Origin of the sequence: Pseudomonas synxantha BG33R, from assembly GCF_000263715.2 — a bacterium.
In the GTDB taxonomy this organism is placed as follows: Bacteria; Pseudomonadota; Gammaproteobacteria; order Pseudomonadales; family Pseudomonadaceae; genus Aquipseudomonas; species Aquipseudomonas synxantha_A.
The window spans coordinates 758983-776184 of the sequence record NZ_CM001514.1; the positions used below are offsets into that span (position 1 = coordinate 758983).

The 17202-nt window shown below is 62.7% G+C and carries 11 protein-coding genes; 7 read left to right on the forward strand and 4 right to left on the reverse strand.

All coding sequences use genetic code 11. The features are described 5' to 3' along the window. Positions 1–5: 5 nt before the first annotated feature. Positions 6–1349, reverse strand: coding sequence for an MATE family efflux transporter (locus PSEBG33_RS23665; protein WP_005784412.1), 1344 nt, complete (start codon positions 1347–1349; stop codon positions 6–8). Between the two features lie 296 nt (positions 1350–1645). Here PSEBG33_RS23665 and PSEBG33_RS23660 point away from each other — a divergent pair, with 296 nt between their 5' ends. Then, complete coding sequence (locus PSEBG33_RS23660) at positions 1646–6544, forward strand: alpha-2-macroglobulin family protein (protein WP_005784414.1); 4899 nt, start codon at positions 1646–1648, stop codon at positions 6542–6544. Between the two features lie 137 nt (positions 6545–6681). Here PSEBG33_RS23660 and PSEBG33_RS23655 read toward each other — a convergent pair whose 3' ends face one another. After that, positions 6682–6975: a hypothetical protein gene (locus PSEBG33_RS23655; RefSeq protein WP_005784417.1), complete on the reverse strand. Its 294-nt coding sequence runs from the start codon at positions 6973–6975 to the stop codon at positions 6682–6684. Between the two features lie 90 nt (positions 6976–7065). Between PSEBG33_RS23655 and pbpC the strand changes: the two genes are divergently transcribed. From pbpC to PSEBG33_RS23625, 6 genes are all read left to right on the forward strand, one after another. Further along, complete coding sequence (gene pbpC, locus PSEBG33_RS23650; protein ID WP_050989020.1) at positions 7066–9396, forward strand: peptidoglycan glycosyltransferase PbpC; 2331 nt, start codon at positions 7066–7068, stop codon at positions 9394–9396. 161 nt (positions 9397–9557) lie between these two features. Next, entirely contained in the window at positions 9558–9866 is a 309-nt protein-coding gene (locus PSEBG33_RS23645) for a MazG-like family protein (protein WP_003188211.1), read from the forward strand. Then, positions 9859–10608 (forward strand): methyltransferase, encoded by a 750-nt coding sequence (locus PSEBG33_RS23640; protein ID WP_005784422.1) that lies wholly within the window; start codon positions 9859–9861, stop codon positions 10606–10608. Before PSEBG33_RS23645 ends, PSEBG33_RS23640 begins: the two co-directional genes overlap by 8 nt. A gap of 24 nt (positions 10609–10632) precedes the next feature. After that, positions 10633–11235, forward strand: coding sequence for a DUF4136 domain-containing protein (locus PSEBG33_RS23635; protein WP_005784424.1), 603 nt, complete (start codon positions 10633–10635; stop codon positions 11233–11235). Between the two features lie 44 nt (positions 11236–11279). Further along, positions 11280–11837, forward strand: a complete 558-nt coding sequence (locus PSEBG33_RS23630; RefSeq protein WP_005784426.1) for a DUF4136 domain-containing protein — start codon at positions 11280–11282, stop codon at positions 11835–11837. A 216-nt stretch (positions 11838–12053) separates the two neighbouring features. Further along, the gene (locus PSEBG33_RS23625) at positions 12054–13997 is read left to right on the forward strand and encodes a pilus assembly protein TadG-related protein (RefSeq protein ID WP_005784428.1); all 1944 of its coding nucleotides are present in this window, start codon (positions 12054–12056) and stop codon (positions 13995–13997) included. Here the strand turns inward: PSEBG33_RS23625 and PSEBG33_RS23620 are convergent. After that, the gene (locus PSEBG33_RS23620) at positions 13982–16735 is read right to left on the reverse strand and encodes a PAS domain-containing sensor histidine kinase (protein WP_005784430.1); all 2754 of its coding nucleotides are present in this window, start codon (positions 16733–16735) and stop codon (positions 13982–13984) included. The two genes, PSEBG33_RS23625 and PSEBG33_RS23620, sit on opposite strands and share 16 nt — an antisense overlap. Continuing rightward, on the reverse strand, positions 16732–17169 hold the full coding sequence (locus tag PSEBG33_RS23615; protein ID WP_005784432.1) for a TadE family protein: 438 nt from the start codon (positions 17167–17169) through the stop codon (positions 16732–16734). Before PSEBG33_RS23615 ends, PSEBG33_RS23620 begins: the two co-directional genes overlap by 4 nt. Between the last annotated feature and the right edge of the window lie 33 nt (positions 17170–17202).

Genomic DNA, 17202 nt, shown 5'->3' on the forward strand with positions numbered 1-17202 from the left:
TTCCTTCAGTTTGCTCCCAGCCACAGCCCTTGCCGATTCAAGCGCCAGGCTATCGCCCAGAGTGTCAGGCTGCGCACGGCCATGAACAGCAGGAAGGTTACCCACAACCCGTGGTTACCCAACCCCTGCAACGCCCAGGCAATCGGCAGCACCAACAGCACCGTCAGCAACATCCCATTGCGCATCTCCCGCGCCCGCGTTGCGCCGATAAACAGTCCATCGAGCAAATAACTCCACACCGCAATCAACGGCAGTACCGCCAGGTAAGGCAGGTAGATGTCGGCGGTTTCGCGCACACTGGGAATATCCGTTTGCATAGCGATAAACAGATGGCCGCCGAAGGTGAACAGCAGGGCGAAGCCGAGGCTGGCGATCAGTGACCAGCCACAGGCCACCACCAATGAGCGCCGCAACGCCTGGCGGTCACGCGCACCGATGGCGTGGCCGCACAAGGCTTCGACAGCGTGAGCCAGGCCATCCAGGGCATGTGCCGTCAGCAACAGGCCATTGAGCAGCAGCGCATTGGCTGCAACGGTGGCGTCCCCCAGCCGTGCACCTTGCACCGTGATCATGAAGAACACCGACTGCAGGGCCAGGCTGCGGATAAAAATGTCGCGGTTGACCGCCAGCAACGGCCTCCAGCTTTGCCATAGTTTCAGCGCGGCCCAGGCGATATGTCCGGGATAGGCGCGCAGGGCTTTTTGCGTGAGTGCCAGGCCGAGCAGCGCGCCGGTCCATTCAGCGATCACCGAGGCCCGGGCGGAGCCGACCACGCCCCAGTCCAGGCCGAGTACAAACCACAGGTTAAGCGCAATGTTGACCAGATTGGTGGTCAGCAGAATCGCCAGCGGCGCCCGCGCATTCTGTGTGCCGAGGAACCAACCGACCAGCGCATAGCTGGCAAGGGCGGCGGGCAGGCCGAACAGGCGGGTGTGGAAGAATTCGCGGGTCAGTTGGTTCAGTTCAGGGGAGGGCTGCATCCATTCCAAAGCCAGATGACTCAGGGGAATACCGACCGTGCCCAGTAACATCGCCAACCCCAGCGCCAGCAGCAAGCCTTGCAACAGGATTTGCCGCAGCGCCGCGCCATCCTTGCGCCCGGCGGCCTGGGCGGCGAACCCGGTGGAGCCCATGCGCAGGAAACCCATGGCCCAGGCCAGGAAGGTATACAGGCTGGCGCCGACGGCTACGGCGCCCAGTTGATGGGCGTGGGGCAGGTGGCCGATGACCATGCTGTCGACCAGGGCTACCAGCGGCACGGAGATATTCGACAGGATCATCGGCGCGGCCAGGGCCCAGACGCGGCGATGGGTGGGGCGGTGGCGCCAGTCGGTGAGTAAGGTGGGCATACAGGTTCCTTGGTGGAGCGGTATTGTACCCATCCATCAGCCACGCAACAGAACCAGTGTGGGAGCTGGCTTGCCTGCGATAGCGGTGAGTCAGCCAGTGAGATATTGGCTGCAGGACCGATATCGCAGGCAAGCCAGCTCCCACAGGGTTCGTCGTTGGTTGTTGGATTTGGCTGGGACTTGAGGCTGCCCAGAACCAAACTTCCCTCCGTCGGTCAATGTGACCGGCACCGCAGCAGCCAGCGCGGCGCTGATATATAGTTCACCCCTCGGTTCCCTCTGACTACGAGTGCCCCATGCTTAACAAAGGACTGTTCCTCGCTTGCGCGCTGGCCCTGCTGAGCGCCTGTGATTCTTCCGATAAGCCCGCTGCACCGACGGCGCCCGCCGCGGCAAGCGTAGCGCCCAAACCCGCCAAGGCGGCAGTGGACGTGGCGGCGTTGAAGCAGCGCTATGCCGGGCGCGAGTTAAGCGTGGTGGACGTGTCCGAGGTGCAGTTGGACGGGGCCAGCACCTTGTCGGTGAGTTTCTCCATTCCTCTGGATCCGGATCAGAAGTTCGCCGACAAGCTGCACTTGGTGGACAGCAAGTCCGGCAAGGTCGATGGTGCCTGGGAGCTGTCCGATAACCTGATGGAGTTGCGCCTGCGCCACCTGGAGCCGCAGCGCAAGCTGGTGCTGACGGTGGACGCCGGGGTAAAGGCGGTCAACGACAATACACTCGCCGCCGAATACAGCGCCCGCCTGGAAACCCGTGATCTGCAAGCCACCGTCGGCTTTGCCAGCCGTGGCACGTTGCTGCCGACGCGCCTGGCCGAGGGCTTGCCGGTGATCGCGCTGAACGTCGACAAGATCGATGTTGAGTTCTTCCGCATCAAGCCCGAATCCCTGCCCTCGTTCCTGGCGCAGTGGGGGCGCAATACCAGTCTGCAAAGCTATGAGTCCCGTGAACTGCTGCCAATGGCCGAGCTGGTCTACGGTGGGCGTTTCGATCTGAACCCGGCACGCAACACTCGCGAAACCCTGCTGCTGCCGATTGCCGGCCTCAAGCAATTGCAGCAGCCGGGCGTGTACCTGGCGGTGATGCGTGCCTCGGGCACCTACAACTATTCGCAACCGGCCACGCTGTTTACCTTGAGTGACATCGGCCTGTCGGTGCACCGCTATGCCAATCGCCTGGATGTGTTTACCCAGGCGTTGGAAGGCGGCAAGGCACTGAACGGCGTCGAACTGGAAATCCTCGATGCCGAAGGCCGCGTACTCGGCCAGGGCAAGACTGAAGACGGTGGCCACGCCGAGCTGCCGCTGCCGAAAAAAGCCCAGGTGTTGCTGGCAAAGCAAGGCGAACAAACCAGCCTGTTGCGCCTGGACAGCGCCGCGCTGGATTTGGCCGAGTTCGATATCGGCGGGCAGCCGTCCCACCCGCTGCAGTTCTTTGTGTTCGGCCCGCGTGACCTGTATCGCCCTGGCGAAACCGTGCTGCTCAATGCGCTGTTGCGCGACAAGGATGGCAACGCGGTCAAGCCGCAGCCGGTGAGCGTTGAGGTGCGCCGTCCGGATGAACAGGTGAGCCGCAAGTTCGTGTGGGACGCTGATGCTTCCGGCCTGTATCAATACGCGTTGCAACTGGCCGGCGAAGCACCGACCGGGCGCTGGCAGTTGGTATTTGACCTGGGGGACGGCAAGCCGCAACTGTATGAATTCCTCGTCGAAGACTTCCTGCCCGAACGCCTGGCACTGGAACTCAAGGGCAGTGAAACCGCACTGAGCCCGGCGGAGAACCCGGTCATTCAGGTCAACGGGCGCTATCTGTACGGCGCACCGGCATCCGGCAATCGGGTCAGCGGCCAGGTCTATGTGCGCCCGCTGCGTGAGGCGGTCAAATCTCTGCCGGGGTACCAGTTCGGTTCCGTCACTGAAGAAGAACTGAGCCAGGATTTCGAACTGGATGAAAGCGTACTCGACGCCAATGGCGAGCAAGCGCTGACCCTGGAAAGCAAGTGGGCCGAGGTCAAATCCCCGTTGCAACTGATTGTGCAAGCCAGCCTGCAAGAGTCCGGCGGGCGGCCCATCACCCGACGCCTGGTGCAGCCGATCTGGCCGGCCGAGCAATTGCCGGGTCTGCGCGGGTTGTTTGATGGCAAGGAAACCAATGGCGATGGCCCGGTGGAATTCGAAGTGCTGGTGGCCAACCAGGACGGGCAAAAGCTTGCCGCGCAAAACCTCAAGGTGCGCCTGGTGCGCGAGCGCCGTGACTACTACTGGAACTACTCGGAGAACGATGGCTGGAGCTATCACTTCAACGAGAAATTCCTCAACCTCGATGAGCAGACCCTGAACATCAAGGCCGGCGACACCGCCAAGGTCAGCTTCCAGGTGGAGTGGGGCCCGTACCGTGTCGAGGTGGAGGACCCGCAGACCGGACTGGTCAGCAGCGTGCGCTTCTGGGCTGGCTACCAGGCCCAGGACAACACCGAAGGCGGCGCCGTGCGGCCCGACCAGGTCAAGCTGGCGTTGGATAAACCGGCCTATGGCGATGGCGACACCGCCAATGTTACCGTTACGCCACCGGCTGCCGGTAAAGGCTACTTGCTGGTGGAGTCCGCCGAAGGCCCGCTGTGGTGGCAGGAGATCGACGTACCGGCCGAAGGCAAAAGCTTTGCGGTGAAGCTCGACCCGAAATGGTCGCGCCATGATCTGTATGTGAGCGCCCTGGTGATTCGCCCCGGCGAGCGCAAAGCCAATATCACCCCAAAACGTGCCGTGGGCCTGCTGCACCTGCCGCTGGATCGTACCCAGCGCAAACTCGGCCTGACCCTCACTGCACCGGAAAAAATGCGCCCCAAACAACTGCTGACGGTGAAGATCGCCGCCAAAAACGCCGATGGCAGCGTGCCCAAACAGGTGCATGTGCTGCTGGCGGCGGTGGATGTGGGCATCCTCAATATCACCGAATACCCCACGCCCGATCCGTATTCCAGCCTGTTCGGCCGCAAAGCCTATGGCGTCGACCAGTTCGACATCTACGGCCAGTTGATCGAAGCCGGCCAGGGGCGCCTCGCCAGCCTGGCATTTGGCGGTGACGCGGCGTTGGCCAAAGGCGGCAAGCGCCCGGACACCAGTGTGACCATCGTTGCCCTGCAAAGCGCGCCGGTGACCCTGAACGATAAAGGCGAGGGCGAAGTCAGCGTCAATATCCCCGATTTCAATGGCGAACTGCGCCTGATGGCCCAGGCCTGGAGCGATGATCGCTATGGCATGGCCGAGGGCAAGACTGTCATCGCCGCACCGCTGATTGCCGAGCTGTCGGCGCCGCGCTTCCTGGCGGGAGGCGACCAGACCACCTTGGCCCTGGACCTCTCCAACCTGTCGGGCAAGGCGCAGAAACTCGATGTGCAATTGACCGCGCAAGGGCAGTTGGAACTGGTCAACAGCGGCGCGCAATCGGTTGAGCTCAAGCAAGGCCAGCGCACCACCCTGCGTATTCCGGTAAAAGCCTGGGGCGGTCTCGGCCAGGGCAAGGTCAAGGTCACCGTCAATGGCCTGGACCTGCCGGGGGAAAACCTGCCGCCGTTCAGCCGCGAGTGGACCCTGGGCGTGCGCCCGGCGTACCCGGCCTTGCTCAAGCATTACCGCGCTGTGCTCAAGGATCAGCCGTGGAGCTTGCCGGCGGGCACGCTCGATCAGTTCGATGCCTCGGGGCGTGAGGCGCTGTTGAGCCTGTCGAGCCGGCCGCCGTTGAACCTTGGTGCACAGATCAGTGCGCTCAAGGCCTACCCCTATGGCTGCCTGGAACAAACCGCCAGTGGCTTGTACCCGTCGCTGTATGCCGACGATGCGCTGCTCAAGCGCCTGAGCATCAAGGGCGAACCGGATGCCGAGCGCAAACGCAAGATCGAGTTGGGCATCGAACGCCTGCTGGGGATGCAGCGCTACAACGGCAGCTTTGGCTTGTGGGGCGCTGACGGCGAGGAAGAATATTGGCTGACCGCCTATGTCACCGACTTCCTGCTGCGCGCCCGCGACCAGGGGTTTGCCGTACCGCCTGAAGCCTTGAAGAAGGCCAGCGAGCGGCTGCTGCGGTATGTGCAGGAACGCAACCTGATTGAAGTCGACTACAGCGACAACGCCGAGCACACGCGTTTTGCCGTACAGGCCTACGCCGGCATGGTGCTGGCGCGCAGTCAGCAGGCGCCGTTGGGTGCCTTGCGCAGCCTGTTCGAACGCCGCAGTGATGCGCGCTCCGGATTGCCATTGGTGCAGTTGGCCATCGCCTTGCAAAAAATGGGCGACCAGCCGCGTGCCGATCAAGCCTTGCTCGCCGGTTTGGCGGCGCAGCGCAGTGCCAAGGAATGGCTGGCCGACTACGGTAGCCCATTGCGCGATCAGGCGATGATCCTGGCGCTGCTGGAGGAAAACGATTTGGCCAAGGGCAAACGTGAAGAGCGCCTGTTTACCTTGTCGGACCAGTTGGCGGCCAGCCCGTATCTGTCGACCCAGGAGCGCAACTCGCTGTTCCTGGCCGGTCGGCTCGGTTTCGCCCAGCCCGAGGCTGACTGGCAGGTGTCGCTGACCGGCAGTGGCGGGGCGCGGGAGCTGAACAACCAGCAGTCCACGCTGCAACTGGATGAAAAGCTGCTATCCAGCGACCTGAGCCTGAGCAATCAGGGCCAGACTCCCGTTTACCAGCAGCTGACTATTTCAGGTTACCCACAACTGCCCCCGGCAGCGGGCGGCGAGAACCTGAGCATTCGCCGCGAATACCTGGGCATGAACGGCCAGCCATTGAACCTGCGCAGCCTCGACAGCGGCGACCTGGTTCTGGTGCACCTGGCCGTCAGTGCCAAGCAACGCGTGCCGGATGCCCTGGTGGTAGACCTGCTGCCCGCTGGCCTGGAGCTGGAAAACCAGAACCTGGCACAAAGTGCGGCGAGCCTTGAGAGCGCCAGCAGCCAGGTGAAGGAGTGGCGCGAGTCGATGCAGAACGCATCGCTCAAGCATCAGGAGTTCAGGGATGATCGCTATGTGGCGGCGATGAACCTGGACGGCTACGGCACCACGCACTTGCTGTACCTGGCACGCGCGGTGACGCCTGGCACCTATCGCGTGCCGCCGCCGCAAGTGGAGTCGATGTATCGGCCGAACTGGCAGGCGGTGGGCGAGACGCCGGGGGATATGGTGATCAAGGGCCGCTGATCGCTGAAGTTGAAGTGGGCGCTCTTGTGGGAGGGAGCTTGCTCCCGATAGCGGTGAATCAGTCACAGCATCATTGGCTGACACTCAACTATCGGGAGCAAACCCCCTCCCACAAGGGATTGGGGCTTTCAGATAAATCAGTGCACAACCCAACTCAGCAACCACAGGCCCAGCAGCAGCCAGATGATGCCCACGATGATCGAGGCCCGCATAAAGGCGCGTACCGCCGAGTACAAGAAGAGCAACCCGACGATCAGGGTGATGATGCTGATGATCGAGGTGTCCATGCCCAAGGTGCGCGACAAGCCATCGATAAAGTTGCCGCCGGCGTGGGTCAATGCCCCGAACAACCCGCTCAGGCCATCGACGATAAAGCGGATGACGGAGCCGAGCGCCTGGCCCAACCATTCGAAAAAGCTTTCTACCTGCATGTGCGTGTCCTGATAAGAAGGTGGGCGTAACTGAGCCTTTGGTCGTTATTGCGACAGGCTAGTTCCCTACAAGCATAGAGGTTTGCCCGGTTGAATTTGCGTTTTGTTGCCCGCTGGACCCTGGCGAGCCTGCTGTTGGTAATCGCCGTGCTATGGCTGGCCGATCGTATCTGGCCCTTGCCCCTGCCCCAGGACGACCTGGCCCGGGTGGTCCTGGCCGAAGATGGCACGCCGCTGTGGCGATTTGCTGATGCCAACGGCGTATGGCGCTACCCGGTGCAGACGCGCGAGGTGTCGCCGTATTATCTCGACGCGCTGCTCACTTACGAAGACCGCTGGTTTTACCAACACCCCGGGGTAAACCCGCTAGCGCTGGTACGGGCGACCTGGCAAAACCTGACCGGTGCACGGGTGGTGTCCGGCGGCAGTACCTTGTCGATGCAGGTGGCGCGTTTGCTCGACCCGCATTCACGCACCCTGCATGGCAAGTTGCGTCAACTGTGGCGTACCGCGCAGTTGGAGTGGCACCTGTCCAAGGACGAAATCCTCAACCTTTACCTCAATCGTGCGCCCTTCGGCGGCACGCTGCAGGGCGTGGCAGCGGCGAGTTGGGCGTATCTGGGCAAGTCGCCCTCACAACTGACCCACGCCGAAGCCGCCTTGCTCGCGGTATTGCCCCAGGCGCCCAGTCGCTTGCGCCCGGACCGTCATCCGCAACGTGCCCAGCAGGCCCGCGACAAAGTGCTGCGCCGCCTCGCTGAATTCCAGGTGTGGCCGCAGCCTGCGGTTGATGAAGCCCTGGAAGAACCGCTGCTGCTCGCCCCGCGCCTGGAACCGAGCCTGGCGCCGTTGCTGGCGCGGCGTCTGAACCGCCCCGACAGCCCGCCGCTGATTCGCACCACCCTGGACGCCACCCTGCAACGCCGCCTCGAAGACCTCCTGTTGGGTTGGCGTGCACGCCTGCCGGAACACACCTCGGCAGCGATTCTGGTGGTGGAAGAGGAAAGCATGGCAGTGCGCGCCTACCTGGGCTCGGTGGATATCAACGACACCAAGCGTTTTGGCCACGTGGACATGATCAGTGCGCTGCGCTCGCCCGGTTCGACCCTGAAGCCTTTCCTGTATGGCATGGCGTTGGACGACGGCCTGATTCACTCCGAGTCCCTGTTGCAGGACGTGCCCCGGCGTTACGGCGATTATCGGCCGGGCAACTTTTCCATGGGCTTTACCGGGGCGGTGCCGGCGAGCACGGCGCTGTCCAGCTCGTTGAACCTGCCGGCGGTGCAACTGTTGGAAGCCTACGGGCCCAAGCGCTTTGCCGCACAGATGCGCATCGGCGGCATGCCGTTGGCGCTGCCGGCGCTGGCCGAGCCGAACCTGGCGCTGATCCTCGGCGGCGCGGGCAGTCGCCTGGAGGACCTGGTGAGCGGCTACAGCGCCTTGGCCCGTGATGGCAAAAGCGCGACGTTGCGACTACAGCCGGAGGACGCGCTCAGGGAGCGGCCTTTGCTGTCGCCGGGGGCTGCGTGGATTGTGCGGCGCATCCTCAGCGGCCAGGCACGGCCCGACCGCGACCCGCGTGCCGAGCTGGTGCAACGCCCGGTGCTGGCGTGGAAAACCGGCACCAGCTATGGCTTTCGCGATGCCTGGGCGATTGGCGTGGGCCCGCGTTATTTGATCGGCGTCTGGATTGGCAGGCCCGATGGCACACCCGTGCCGGGCCAGTTCGGCCTGGCGTCGGCGGCGCCGTTGATGCTGCAGGTGCATGACGTGCTGACCAACCGCGACAGCCAACGCGGCATCAGTGCCCCGGTCAAACCGGTGCCGGCGAATATCGGCGTGGCGGCAATCTGTTGGCCGCTGGGCCAGCCCATGGCCCGCAGTGACCCCAATTGCCGGCGCCAGCGGTTTGCCTGGACCCTGGACAACACTACGCCGCCTACCTTGCAGGCATTGGATCAACCCTTGAGCGTGGGGCTGATGGAGAGCATCTGGGTCAATGCCAAGGGCTTGCGGGTTGATGCCCATTGCCCTGGCGCGGTGCCGAGGCATATTGCCCTGTGGCCCGCGCCGCTGGAGCCCTGGTTGCCAAGGGTTGAGCGCCGTGAAGCGCGCATTCCTGCGCCTGACCCGGATTGCCCGCCACCGGCGCTGGCTGCGGCTTCGCCATTGTCCATTGTGGGCGTGCGCGAGGGCGACCAGTTGCGCCTGCCCGCGGCCAGCCAACAAGCCTTGCGCCTGAAAATCTCCGCGTTGGGCGGCAGCGGTCGGCGCTGGTGGTTTCTCAACGGCGCACCGTTGGGGGACAGCGCCAATCAGGACAGCATCAATGCCAGTTTTGAGCGGCTGGGGCGCTATCAGCTCAGCGTGTTGGATGAGGCCGGGCAAACTGCGAGGCTCGAGTTTAGCGTGGTTGATTAGGGCCTCATCGGGGGCAAGCCCCCTCCCACATTTTGAAATGTGTTCACAAATCAGAGTGTGGGAGGGGGCTTGCTCCCGATAGCGCCCTTGAGAACACCACCGCTATTCACTTGCCTTCAATCCCCATCCCCCTGAAGCTATACCCATTCAGGAGCCCCCCAATGAACCTCGAACACCTCACCGAACGCCTGCACCGCATCCGCGATACCAACGACTGGAAGCAGTTCCACAGCCCGAAAAACCTGGCCATGGCCGCCAGTGTGGAAATGGCCGAACTGGTGGAAATCTTCCAATGGCTTACTGAAGACCAATCCCGCCAGCTTCCCGCCGATAAACTCGCCCATGCGGGCCAGGAAGTCGGTGACATCGTGCTGTACCTGCTGTTGCTGTGCAGTGAGCTGGGCCTGGACATGAATGAAGTGGTGCGTGCCAAGTTGGCCGACAGCGAGCGGCGGTTTGCCCATGAGTGATCGTCATTTCGACCAGTTGGCCACGCGTTTTGCCGAGAAAATCTATGGCGGCGCCAAGGGCGCGATTCGCCTGGCGGTGCTTCAGGCTGACTTGCTTGAAGCGTTGCCTGATCGTCCGTTGCGCGTGCTGGATATCGGCGCGGGCCTGGGGCATATGTCGCTGTGGCTGGCCGAGCGCGGCCACCAGGTGACCTTGGCTGAACCCGCTGAGCCGATGCTCGACGGTGCGCGCCAACGTTTTGCCGGCGCCGGCCAAAGTGCGACGTTTATTCATGCGCCATGGCAAGACTTGCTCGGCCAACTCACCGAGCCTTACGATCTGGTGCTGTGCCACGCGGTGTTGGAATGGTTGGCCGAACCCCATGCCATCCTGCCGGTGCTGCATCAGTTGACGCTGCCCGGCGGCTGGTTGTCCCTGGCTTTCTACAACCGCGATGCGTTGATTTACCGCAACCTGCTCAAAGGCCACTTTCGCAAAATGCGCAAGAATGACATGGCCGGTGAAAAGCAGAGCCTCACGCCGCAGCAACCGCTCGACCCTCGGGAATTGGCGGCGCAACTCGAAGGGTTGTGGCAGGTCGAAAGCCAGAGTGGGGTGCGGGTGTTTCACGACTACATGCCGATGGAATTCCAGGCCCGCGCCGATTTGCAGGACTTGTTGGAGATGGAGCTCGCTCATCGTCGTCACCCAAGCTTTGCCGGGCTTGGGCGTTATTTGCACTGGATCTGCCGTCCGGTTTAAGCGGCCCAGTCTGCGGAGGTCGAAATGCGTCGTCTCGGTTTAATCCTGTTATCCCTGGGGCTGGGAGCCTGTTCCAGCCCTAATCCTTATGTCGCCAGTTCGGCACCGATGCCGCCGGCCCCGGCCCAGGCGGCCACCACTTTTGATGCCAGCGCCTACCCGGCACCAGTACGCGACTACGGCGCCTATCGCAGTTGGGGCTGGCTCAACGGCCAACTGCCGGCGGGTACGGCCTGGGCCGATTCGGCACAGATTGCCGAGGCGGTCAGCGGCGCCCTCGACCAGCGCGGCCTGCGCCCCTTGCATGACAACCGTGTACCCGACCTGCTGGTGAGTGCCGATGTGCGTTTGGAGAAACGCTTGCGCCAGGTCCAGGACGATTACGGGTATGGCTACGGTGGCTACAACCGCTATGGCAACGGTTATGGCATGTACAACAGCGTGCCTGTGGTACGCACCTATGAAGTGACGGTGGCGGTGGCGCGCATCAGCCTGTTCGAGGCCCGCACCCGCCAACCGGTGTGGAGCACCAGCGCAGAAACCACCAGCCAGGGCAGCCTGAGTGAGCGCGCCGATAGCTTGCGCAAGGCGATGCAGAAGGCAATGGCTGCCTATCCGCCCAGTTAGCAGCTATTCTCATTTCAGGTTCATGTCGTTTTCTGGAGAACATCATGTTGGGTCGCATCGCTGCACTTGCTGTTGTTGTGTTGCTGGGCGGTTGCCAGAGCAACCAGGTCAACCACGATTTCGACGCCAGCCGCGACTTTGGCGCCTACCGCAATTGGTCCTGGAAAGACCCGGCGTTGCAGTACCGCCCTGATGACCCGCGGATCAAAAGTGACCTCACCGAACAGCGCATCCGCCAGGCCGTGGGCGAGCAACTCGATCAACGCGGCCTGCGCCCGGCAGCGGCTGGTACCAAGGCCGACCTGAATGTACAGGCGTACCTGATCGTCGAAGACCGCCAGCAACAAGTCACCACCAACTACGGCGGCGCCTGGGGCGGCCCATGGAATGGCTACTGGGGCGCGCCGATGTACAACGAAACGCGCAACATCACCTACAAAGTGGCGACCATCCAGATCGACCTGCTCGACGGCAAGGACGGCAAACTGGTGTGGCGCGGCAGCGACGAGCAAATGATGGCCAGCACGCCAAACCCGGAAGATCGCAGCAAGGCCATCCGCAGTACGGTGACCAAAATCCTTTCCAACTACCCACCGCGCTGATTACCCCCTGTAGGAGCGAGCTTGCTCGCGAAAAACGTCAACGATAACGCGTGCTTCCTGAATCAACGCGGCGCCTGTGAGTTTTTCGCGAGCAAGCTCGCTCCTACAGGATTAGGGCATCTCCGCCAGTCGCCAATATGGCGAGTTGCCAGCAACCTGCCTGTCCCTTGTCTACACTCCAGTGCAACCCCGGTGAGTTAGCGCAGGAGTGCTTCGATGTCTCCCCGATTCGGTTCCAGGCAGCGTGGGGCAATTGGCTTGATGGCGGCAGGCACCTTGGCCTTGGCCCTGGTGTTTACGTTGCTGGCGGTCGACAGCGGGCGTCTGTATCTGGAAAAGCGCAAGCTGCAGTCCGTCGCCGATACTTCGGCGCTGGAAGCGGCCGGGCTGGGCGGCCAGTGCGGCACCAACACCACGGCCAACGCCTATGCCACGCAAAACGCTGCGCGTAATGGTTTTGTCGTGGGCAATGGCCGCACCCTGGCCGTGACGTGCGGCACCCTGGCCACCAACGCCCTGAACACCCGGGTGTTTAGCGCCGATGCCACCAAGAGCGACGCGATCCGCGTGGTGGCTTCGCGCACGGTGATGAGCAGCATCGCCAATGGCCTGTGGAATCTCTTTAGTGGCGCGCCGATCACCGCGCAAATCAACCTGAGCGCCACCGCTGTCGCGGCGACGCCGCCTCCTGTAGCGCAGTTGTCGATCCGCAGCAGCCTGGCCAGCGTCGACTCAAGCAAATCCCCGCTGGTCAACCTGGTCATCGGCAACCTGCTCGGCGGCAACCTTTCGCTCACGGCGGCGGGTTGGAACGGCTTGCTGCAGACCGACGTCAACCTGCTCAGTTACCTGGACCAGTTGGCGATCAGCTTGAACGTGAAGGCTGGCGACTACGATGCATTGCTCAATACAGCCGTCTCCGCTACCCAGTTGATCGACGCTGCGGTCAAGGTCTTGCAGCAAAACGGAGCGGCGGTCACGGCAGTCATCAATGATGTGATTTCGATTGAGGCGATTGCACCAAACACCAAGCTGTTGACCGTGGGGGACCTGATCGACATTGCCACCGGCACGCCGACGGCGGCGCTCAATACCAATGTGCAACTGTTTCAGTTGCTCGAAGCGGTGGCGCAGTTGTCCAGCAGCAAGAATGCCGTGAGTGCGGCGGCGCAAATCGCTATTCCGCTGGTGGGCAATGTGTCGATCCAGACCAAGGTCATCGAACCGCCGCAGTTGTCGGCCATCGGCAATCCCGCCTTGGCGAAGAAGGGCTTGTTGAATACCCCGCCGACCGATCAGATTTTTGTACGTACTGCGCAAGTGCGCACATTGGTGACGGTGCAAGCACCGATCATCAAGGTCGTGTCTGGCGTGGCTTCGGTCTTGAACGGGCTGGGCACGCCGGTGTCCCAGGTGGTCAAGGGCTTGTTGAACCTCAACTTGCCGGCGGTAGTGGGCGGTGTGCTGTGTCTGGTGGCGTGCAATGTGGCCGATGTGGATGTCACGCAGACGCTATCGATTTACATAGAGGCCGGCAGCGCGCAAAGCAACGTCATTGATTTTAACTGTGCTTCGCCGGCCTCCAAGTCGTTGACGGTGAAGACCACTACGTCCCTTGCCACCCTGGCGGTTGGGACGGTCGATCCGGTGGCTGCGTTTTCTTCATCCGCTGCGGTTAACGTGCAACCGGTCAGGCTGATCGATTTTGGCCAGCGCTACTGTGTCGTTCTGACGTTGCTGTGCAGCCCTACCCGTACACCTAATGTGGGGGGCGGCTTACTGTTGAAGGCCAACTCTACGATTGGTGCGCAGACCAGTAATATCCTGTTTGCACCGGTGGCTGAGATGAATGCGCCACCGACCTACAAGAACGCACCCGGCACCGCCAATATCGTGGGGAGTCTGACAGCGACCTTGAGTGGTTTGCAGGTGACTTATGTGCCGCCCAGCGGCAGTGTGTCCAGTGGTGCGCTGGCGGGAGTGGCCGGCCTGTTGGCGACAATCACCACGGCGGTGGTGGGGCTGATCCAGAACGTGCTGTCGCCGATCCTTGATCCCATCGTCAACACCTTGCTCAGTGCCTTGGGCATCAACCTGGGCAACGCCGAAGTTGGCGCCAACCTCACCTGCCATATGGGCCGGGCTTATCTGGTGATGTGATCCTGCACGATGGGCAACTCAACGCAAAATTTCGCCCCGGCCTCGCCATTGCTGACGCTCAGGCGTCCGCCCATGTTTTCCACGATCCCATAGCTTACTGACAGCCCCAGTCCGGTGCCTACGCCGATTGGCTTGGTGGTAAAGAACGGCTCGAAAATCCGTTCCAGCAAGCGCGGGTCGATGCCGCCGGCGTTGTCTTCGACCCAGATGCGTACATGGTGGCGGTCATGCTCGCTGTGCAGGGCAATCCAGGGGCGCAGGGCGGGATTCTTTTCGTGCTGGCTGAGCAGCGCGTCGCGGGCGTTGACCATCAGGTTGATCAGCACCTGTTCCAACTGATCGACGTAGCCTTTGACCTGCACCGCAAAGTCCGCAGGTGTGATGCGCACTTCCACACCTTTGCCACGCAAGCCTTCGCTGAGCAACGCCAGGGTGCCTTCCAGCGCTTGCGCCGGGTCGAACGGTTGCTGCTCGATTTCCGAGCGACGGCCGAACACGCGCATGTGGTCGACCACCCGGGCTGCGCGTTGCACCTGGGCGTCGATGCGCTGGAGTTTTTCGGTGAGGTAGTCGATTTGCACATCGCCATTGCCCAGGCGCTTGAGCACGTTGACGACGGCCATATGCATTACGTTCAGCGGCTGGTTGATCTCATGGGCCAGGCCGGTGGCCATTTCGCCGAGGGTGGCCATTTTGGCGCTTTGGGTCAGTTGTTGTTGTGAGCGGCGCACTTCAGTGTTGTCGCGGCCCACGGCTTGCACTTCCACCAGGGTGCCTTGCTGATCAAATACGCCACGGTCGGACCACACCCACCAGGCATGTTCGCGTCCAGGCAGTTGCAGGCTGATCTCGGCGGTGCTGACCGGGAATTCGGGGGTCAATCGCGCGATGCGTTGCACAAAGGACGCGCGTTGTTCATCCGACAGCCATTGGCCCAGGTCGATGCCCGGCAATTGGGCGGGCTGGCATTCCAGGTAGTTGGCCAGCGGCGTATTGCCGAAGGTCAGGATCAGGTCGGGGCGGTAGCGGCAGATCATTGCCGGTGAGTCTTCCACCAGGATGCGGTAGCGCTCCTCACTCTGGCGCACTTGCTCAGCCGCCAGGGTCGCTTCGGTCACGTCCAGCCACAGGCCCACGGCTTCCACCGGCAGGCCGAGGTCGTCGCGCAACAGCTTGGCTTCGTCGAGCAGCCAGTGGTAATGGCCTTGTTTATCGCGCAACCGGTAGCGGCTGCGCACGGTGCCTTCGCGCAGCAGTTGGCGGGTGCGTTCAAAGTAGAGTTCGCGGTCGTCGGGGTGGATCAGCGTTGCCAGGGTGTCGTGGTTGCACTCGGCCAAGGTCCAGCCCAGCAGCGGTAACAGGCTGGCGCTGAAAAACGCCGGGTGCAGCGCGCCGTTGACGTAGCGCTGTACATAGATCACCGCCGGTGAGCTGGCAATCAGGTTGTCCAGGCGCGCATGGGCGGAGGCGGCTTGCAGTTGCTGGTTCTTGATGTCGCTGATGTCGAGCATGAAGCCGATCCAGCGCCGCTCACTGCCCACGCCCAGCACTTGCCCCTGTATGCGATACCAGAGCGGTGCCTGCTCGGCCTGTGTGCGTTGCAGGCGTACGCTGGTCAGCAACGGCTTGCCCAGGGCTTGCAGATCTTTCAGGCGGCTATTGAGGGCTTGGCGGTCGGCGGGGTGGATCAATCCGAGCCAGGTGTCGAGGGCCTGGCGGGTGGGGCCGTCCTCCTGGCTCAGGTTGCGCAGCAATTGTGGCGCCAGTTGGATCTCTTGGGTGGCGGGCAACAGTTCCCACCAGCCGGTGCCGAGCAGGCCTTGCAAGGCTTCCACCCGTTCCAGTTGTTGGTGGTGGCGCTGTTCACGCAGGCGGCTCAACAGTGGCGCGGCGAGGGCGGCGCACAGGGTGAGCCAGTCACGTTCGCGGGTGTGATCCACCTGGCCGTCGTAGCAGCCACACAACAACCAGGCCGCCACGCCGTGGCTGTCGCGGTAGGGCACCAGCAAACCGCCGACGTTGCCGAAGATGCTGTGCAGGCGCGGGTTTTCGCTGCGGCCCAGGGCAATGTCCAGGTTCAGAGGCATGTTGCCGTTCAGGCTGTCGAGGCTGGTGCCAAGATGCTGCCCGGTTTGCCACAGGGCCGGGGCATCATGGGCGGCGTATTGGCTGTAGATGCGCCAACCCTGATCGTCTTCGTCGAGCAGCGCCATCGCCACGCAAGGTATGCGCCAGCGCTGGGTCACGCTGCGCAGGTGCTCGTTGAACACCTGTGACAGGCGGTTGAAGCTGCACACGCGCAGTTGTTCGCTCATCAGGCCAGCGAGTTGATGGTTCTGTTCGCGCTGTTGCATCCGTGCCCGGTCGGCCAGCAGGTCGGTGATATCCAGCAGGCGCAGGGCCCAGCCGTCGCCCTCCGGCTCGAGCCAGCCGCGGGTGTGCAGAACCAGGCCGGCGGCGCCCTGAAAGTCCAGGTCCAGACCCTGTCGTTGCCATTGCGGCGGTGCACCTTCGACGCTCAGCGTGCTGCTCGCGCACAGCAATGTGCGCAGCGGCGGGTTGGGCGTGTTGGCCAGGTGTTGGTCGAGCAGAGGCCGCAGGCTACCGGCAATGCTTAGCACCTGGCCCAGGTTGTCCAGTTGCAACTGCAGGCCCGGCGCAGGCGTTGCCGGGGCATCCAGGGCCAAGGCGCTGCTGCGCCCGCGCAGGCGTGCGAACAATTTATCCCCCGTCGTCAAAACTGAAGGCTCGAGGTAGCGGTCAGGTTGGTGGGCAGGTTCGGAACGGTGCCAACGCCAGGCAGTACCAGGGCCGGCAGCACCGCTTTGATGTTGGCTGATGGATAAGTGATTTTCACCGTCAGCAAGTTATTGGTGTAGGTGGCGGTGATGTAACCGGGCAGAAACTTCAAGGAGCCGGGGATCCAGTTCAACTGCGCCTGGGCTGCATCTTTGGCGCGCTGCACAACCAAAGCCGAATAGCCTGCGGTGCCTGGGTCCAGTGACACACTGCGGCGCACGCCTTCTGCCGCCGCCTGGTGGAACGACTGCATCAGCAACAGCGGCAAGCTGTAGCTGAGCATGCCGTAGAACACCGCAAAGAAGATTACGAAGACCAAGGCAAACTCGATCGCCGCCGCACCTTTTTGCTTTCTCGGGAGGCCTGATTTCATGACTGCGTCTACCCTGAGGCGAGTACCTGATAT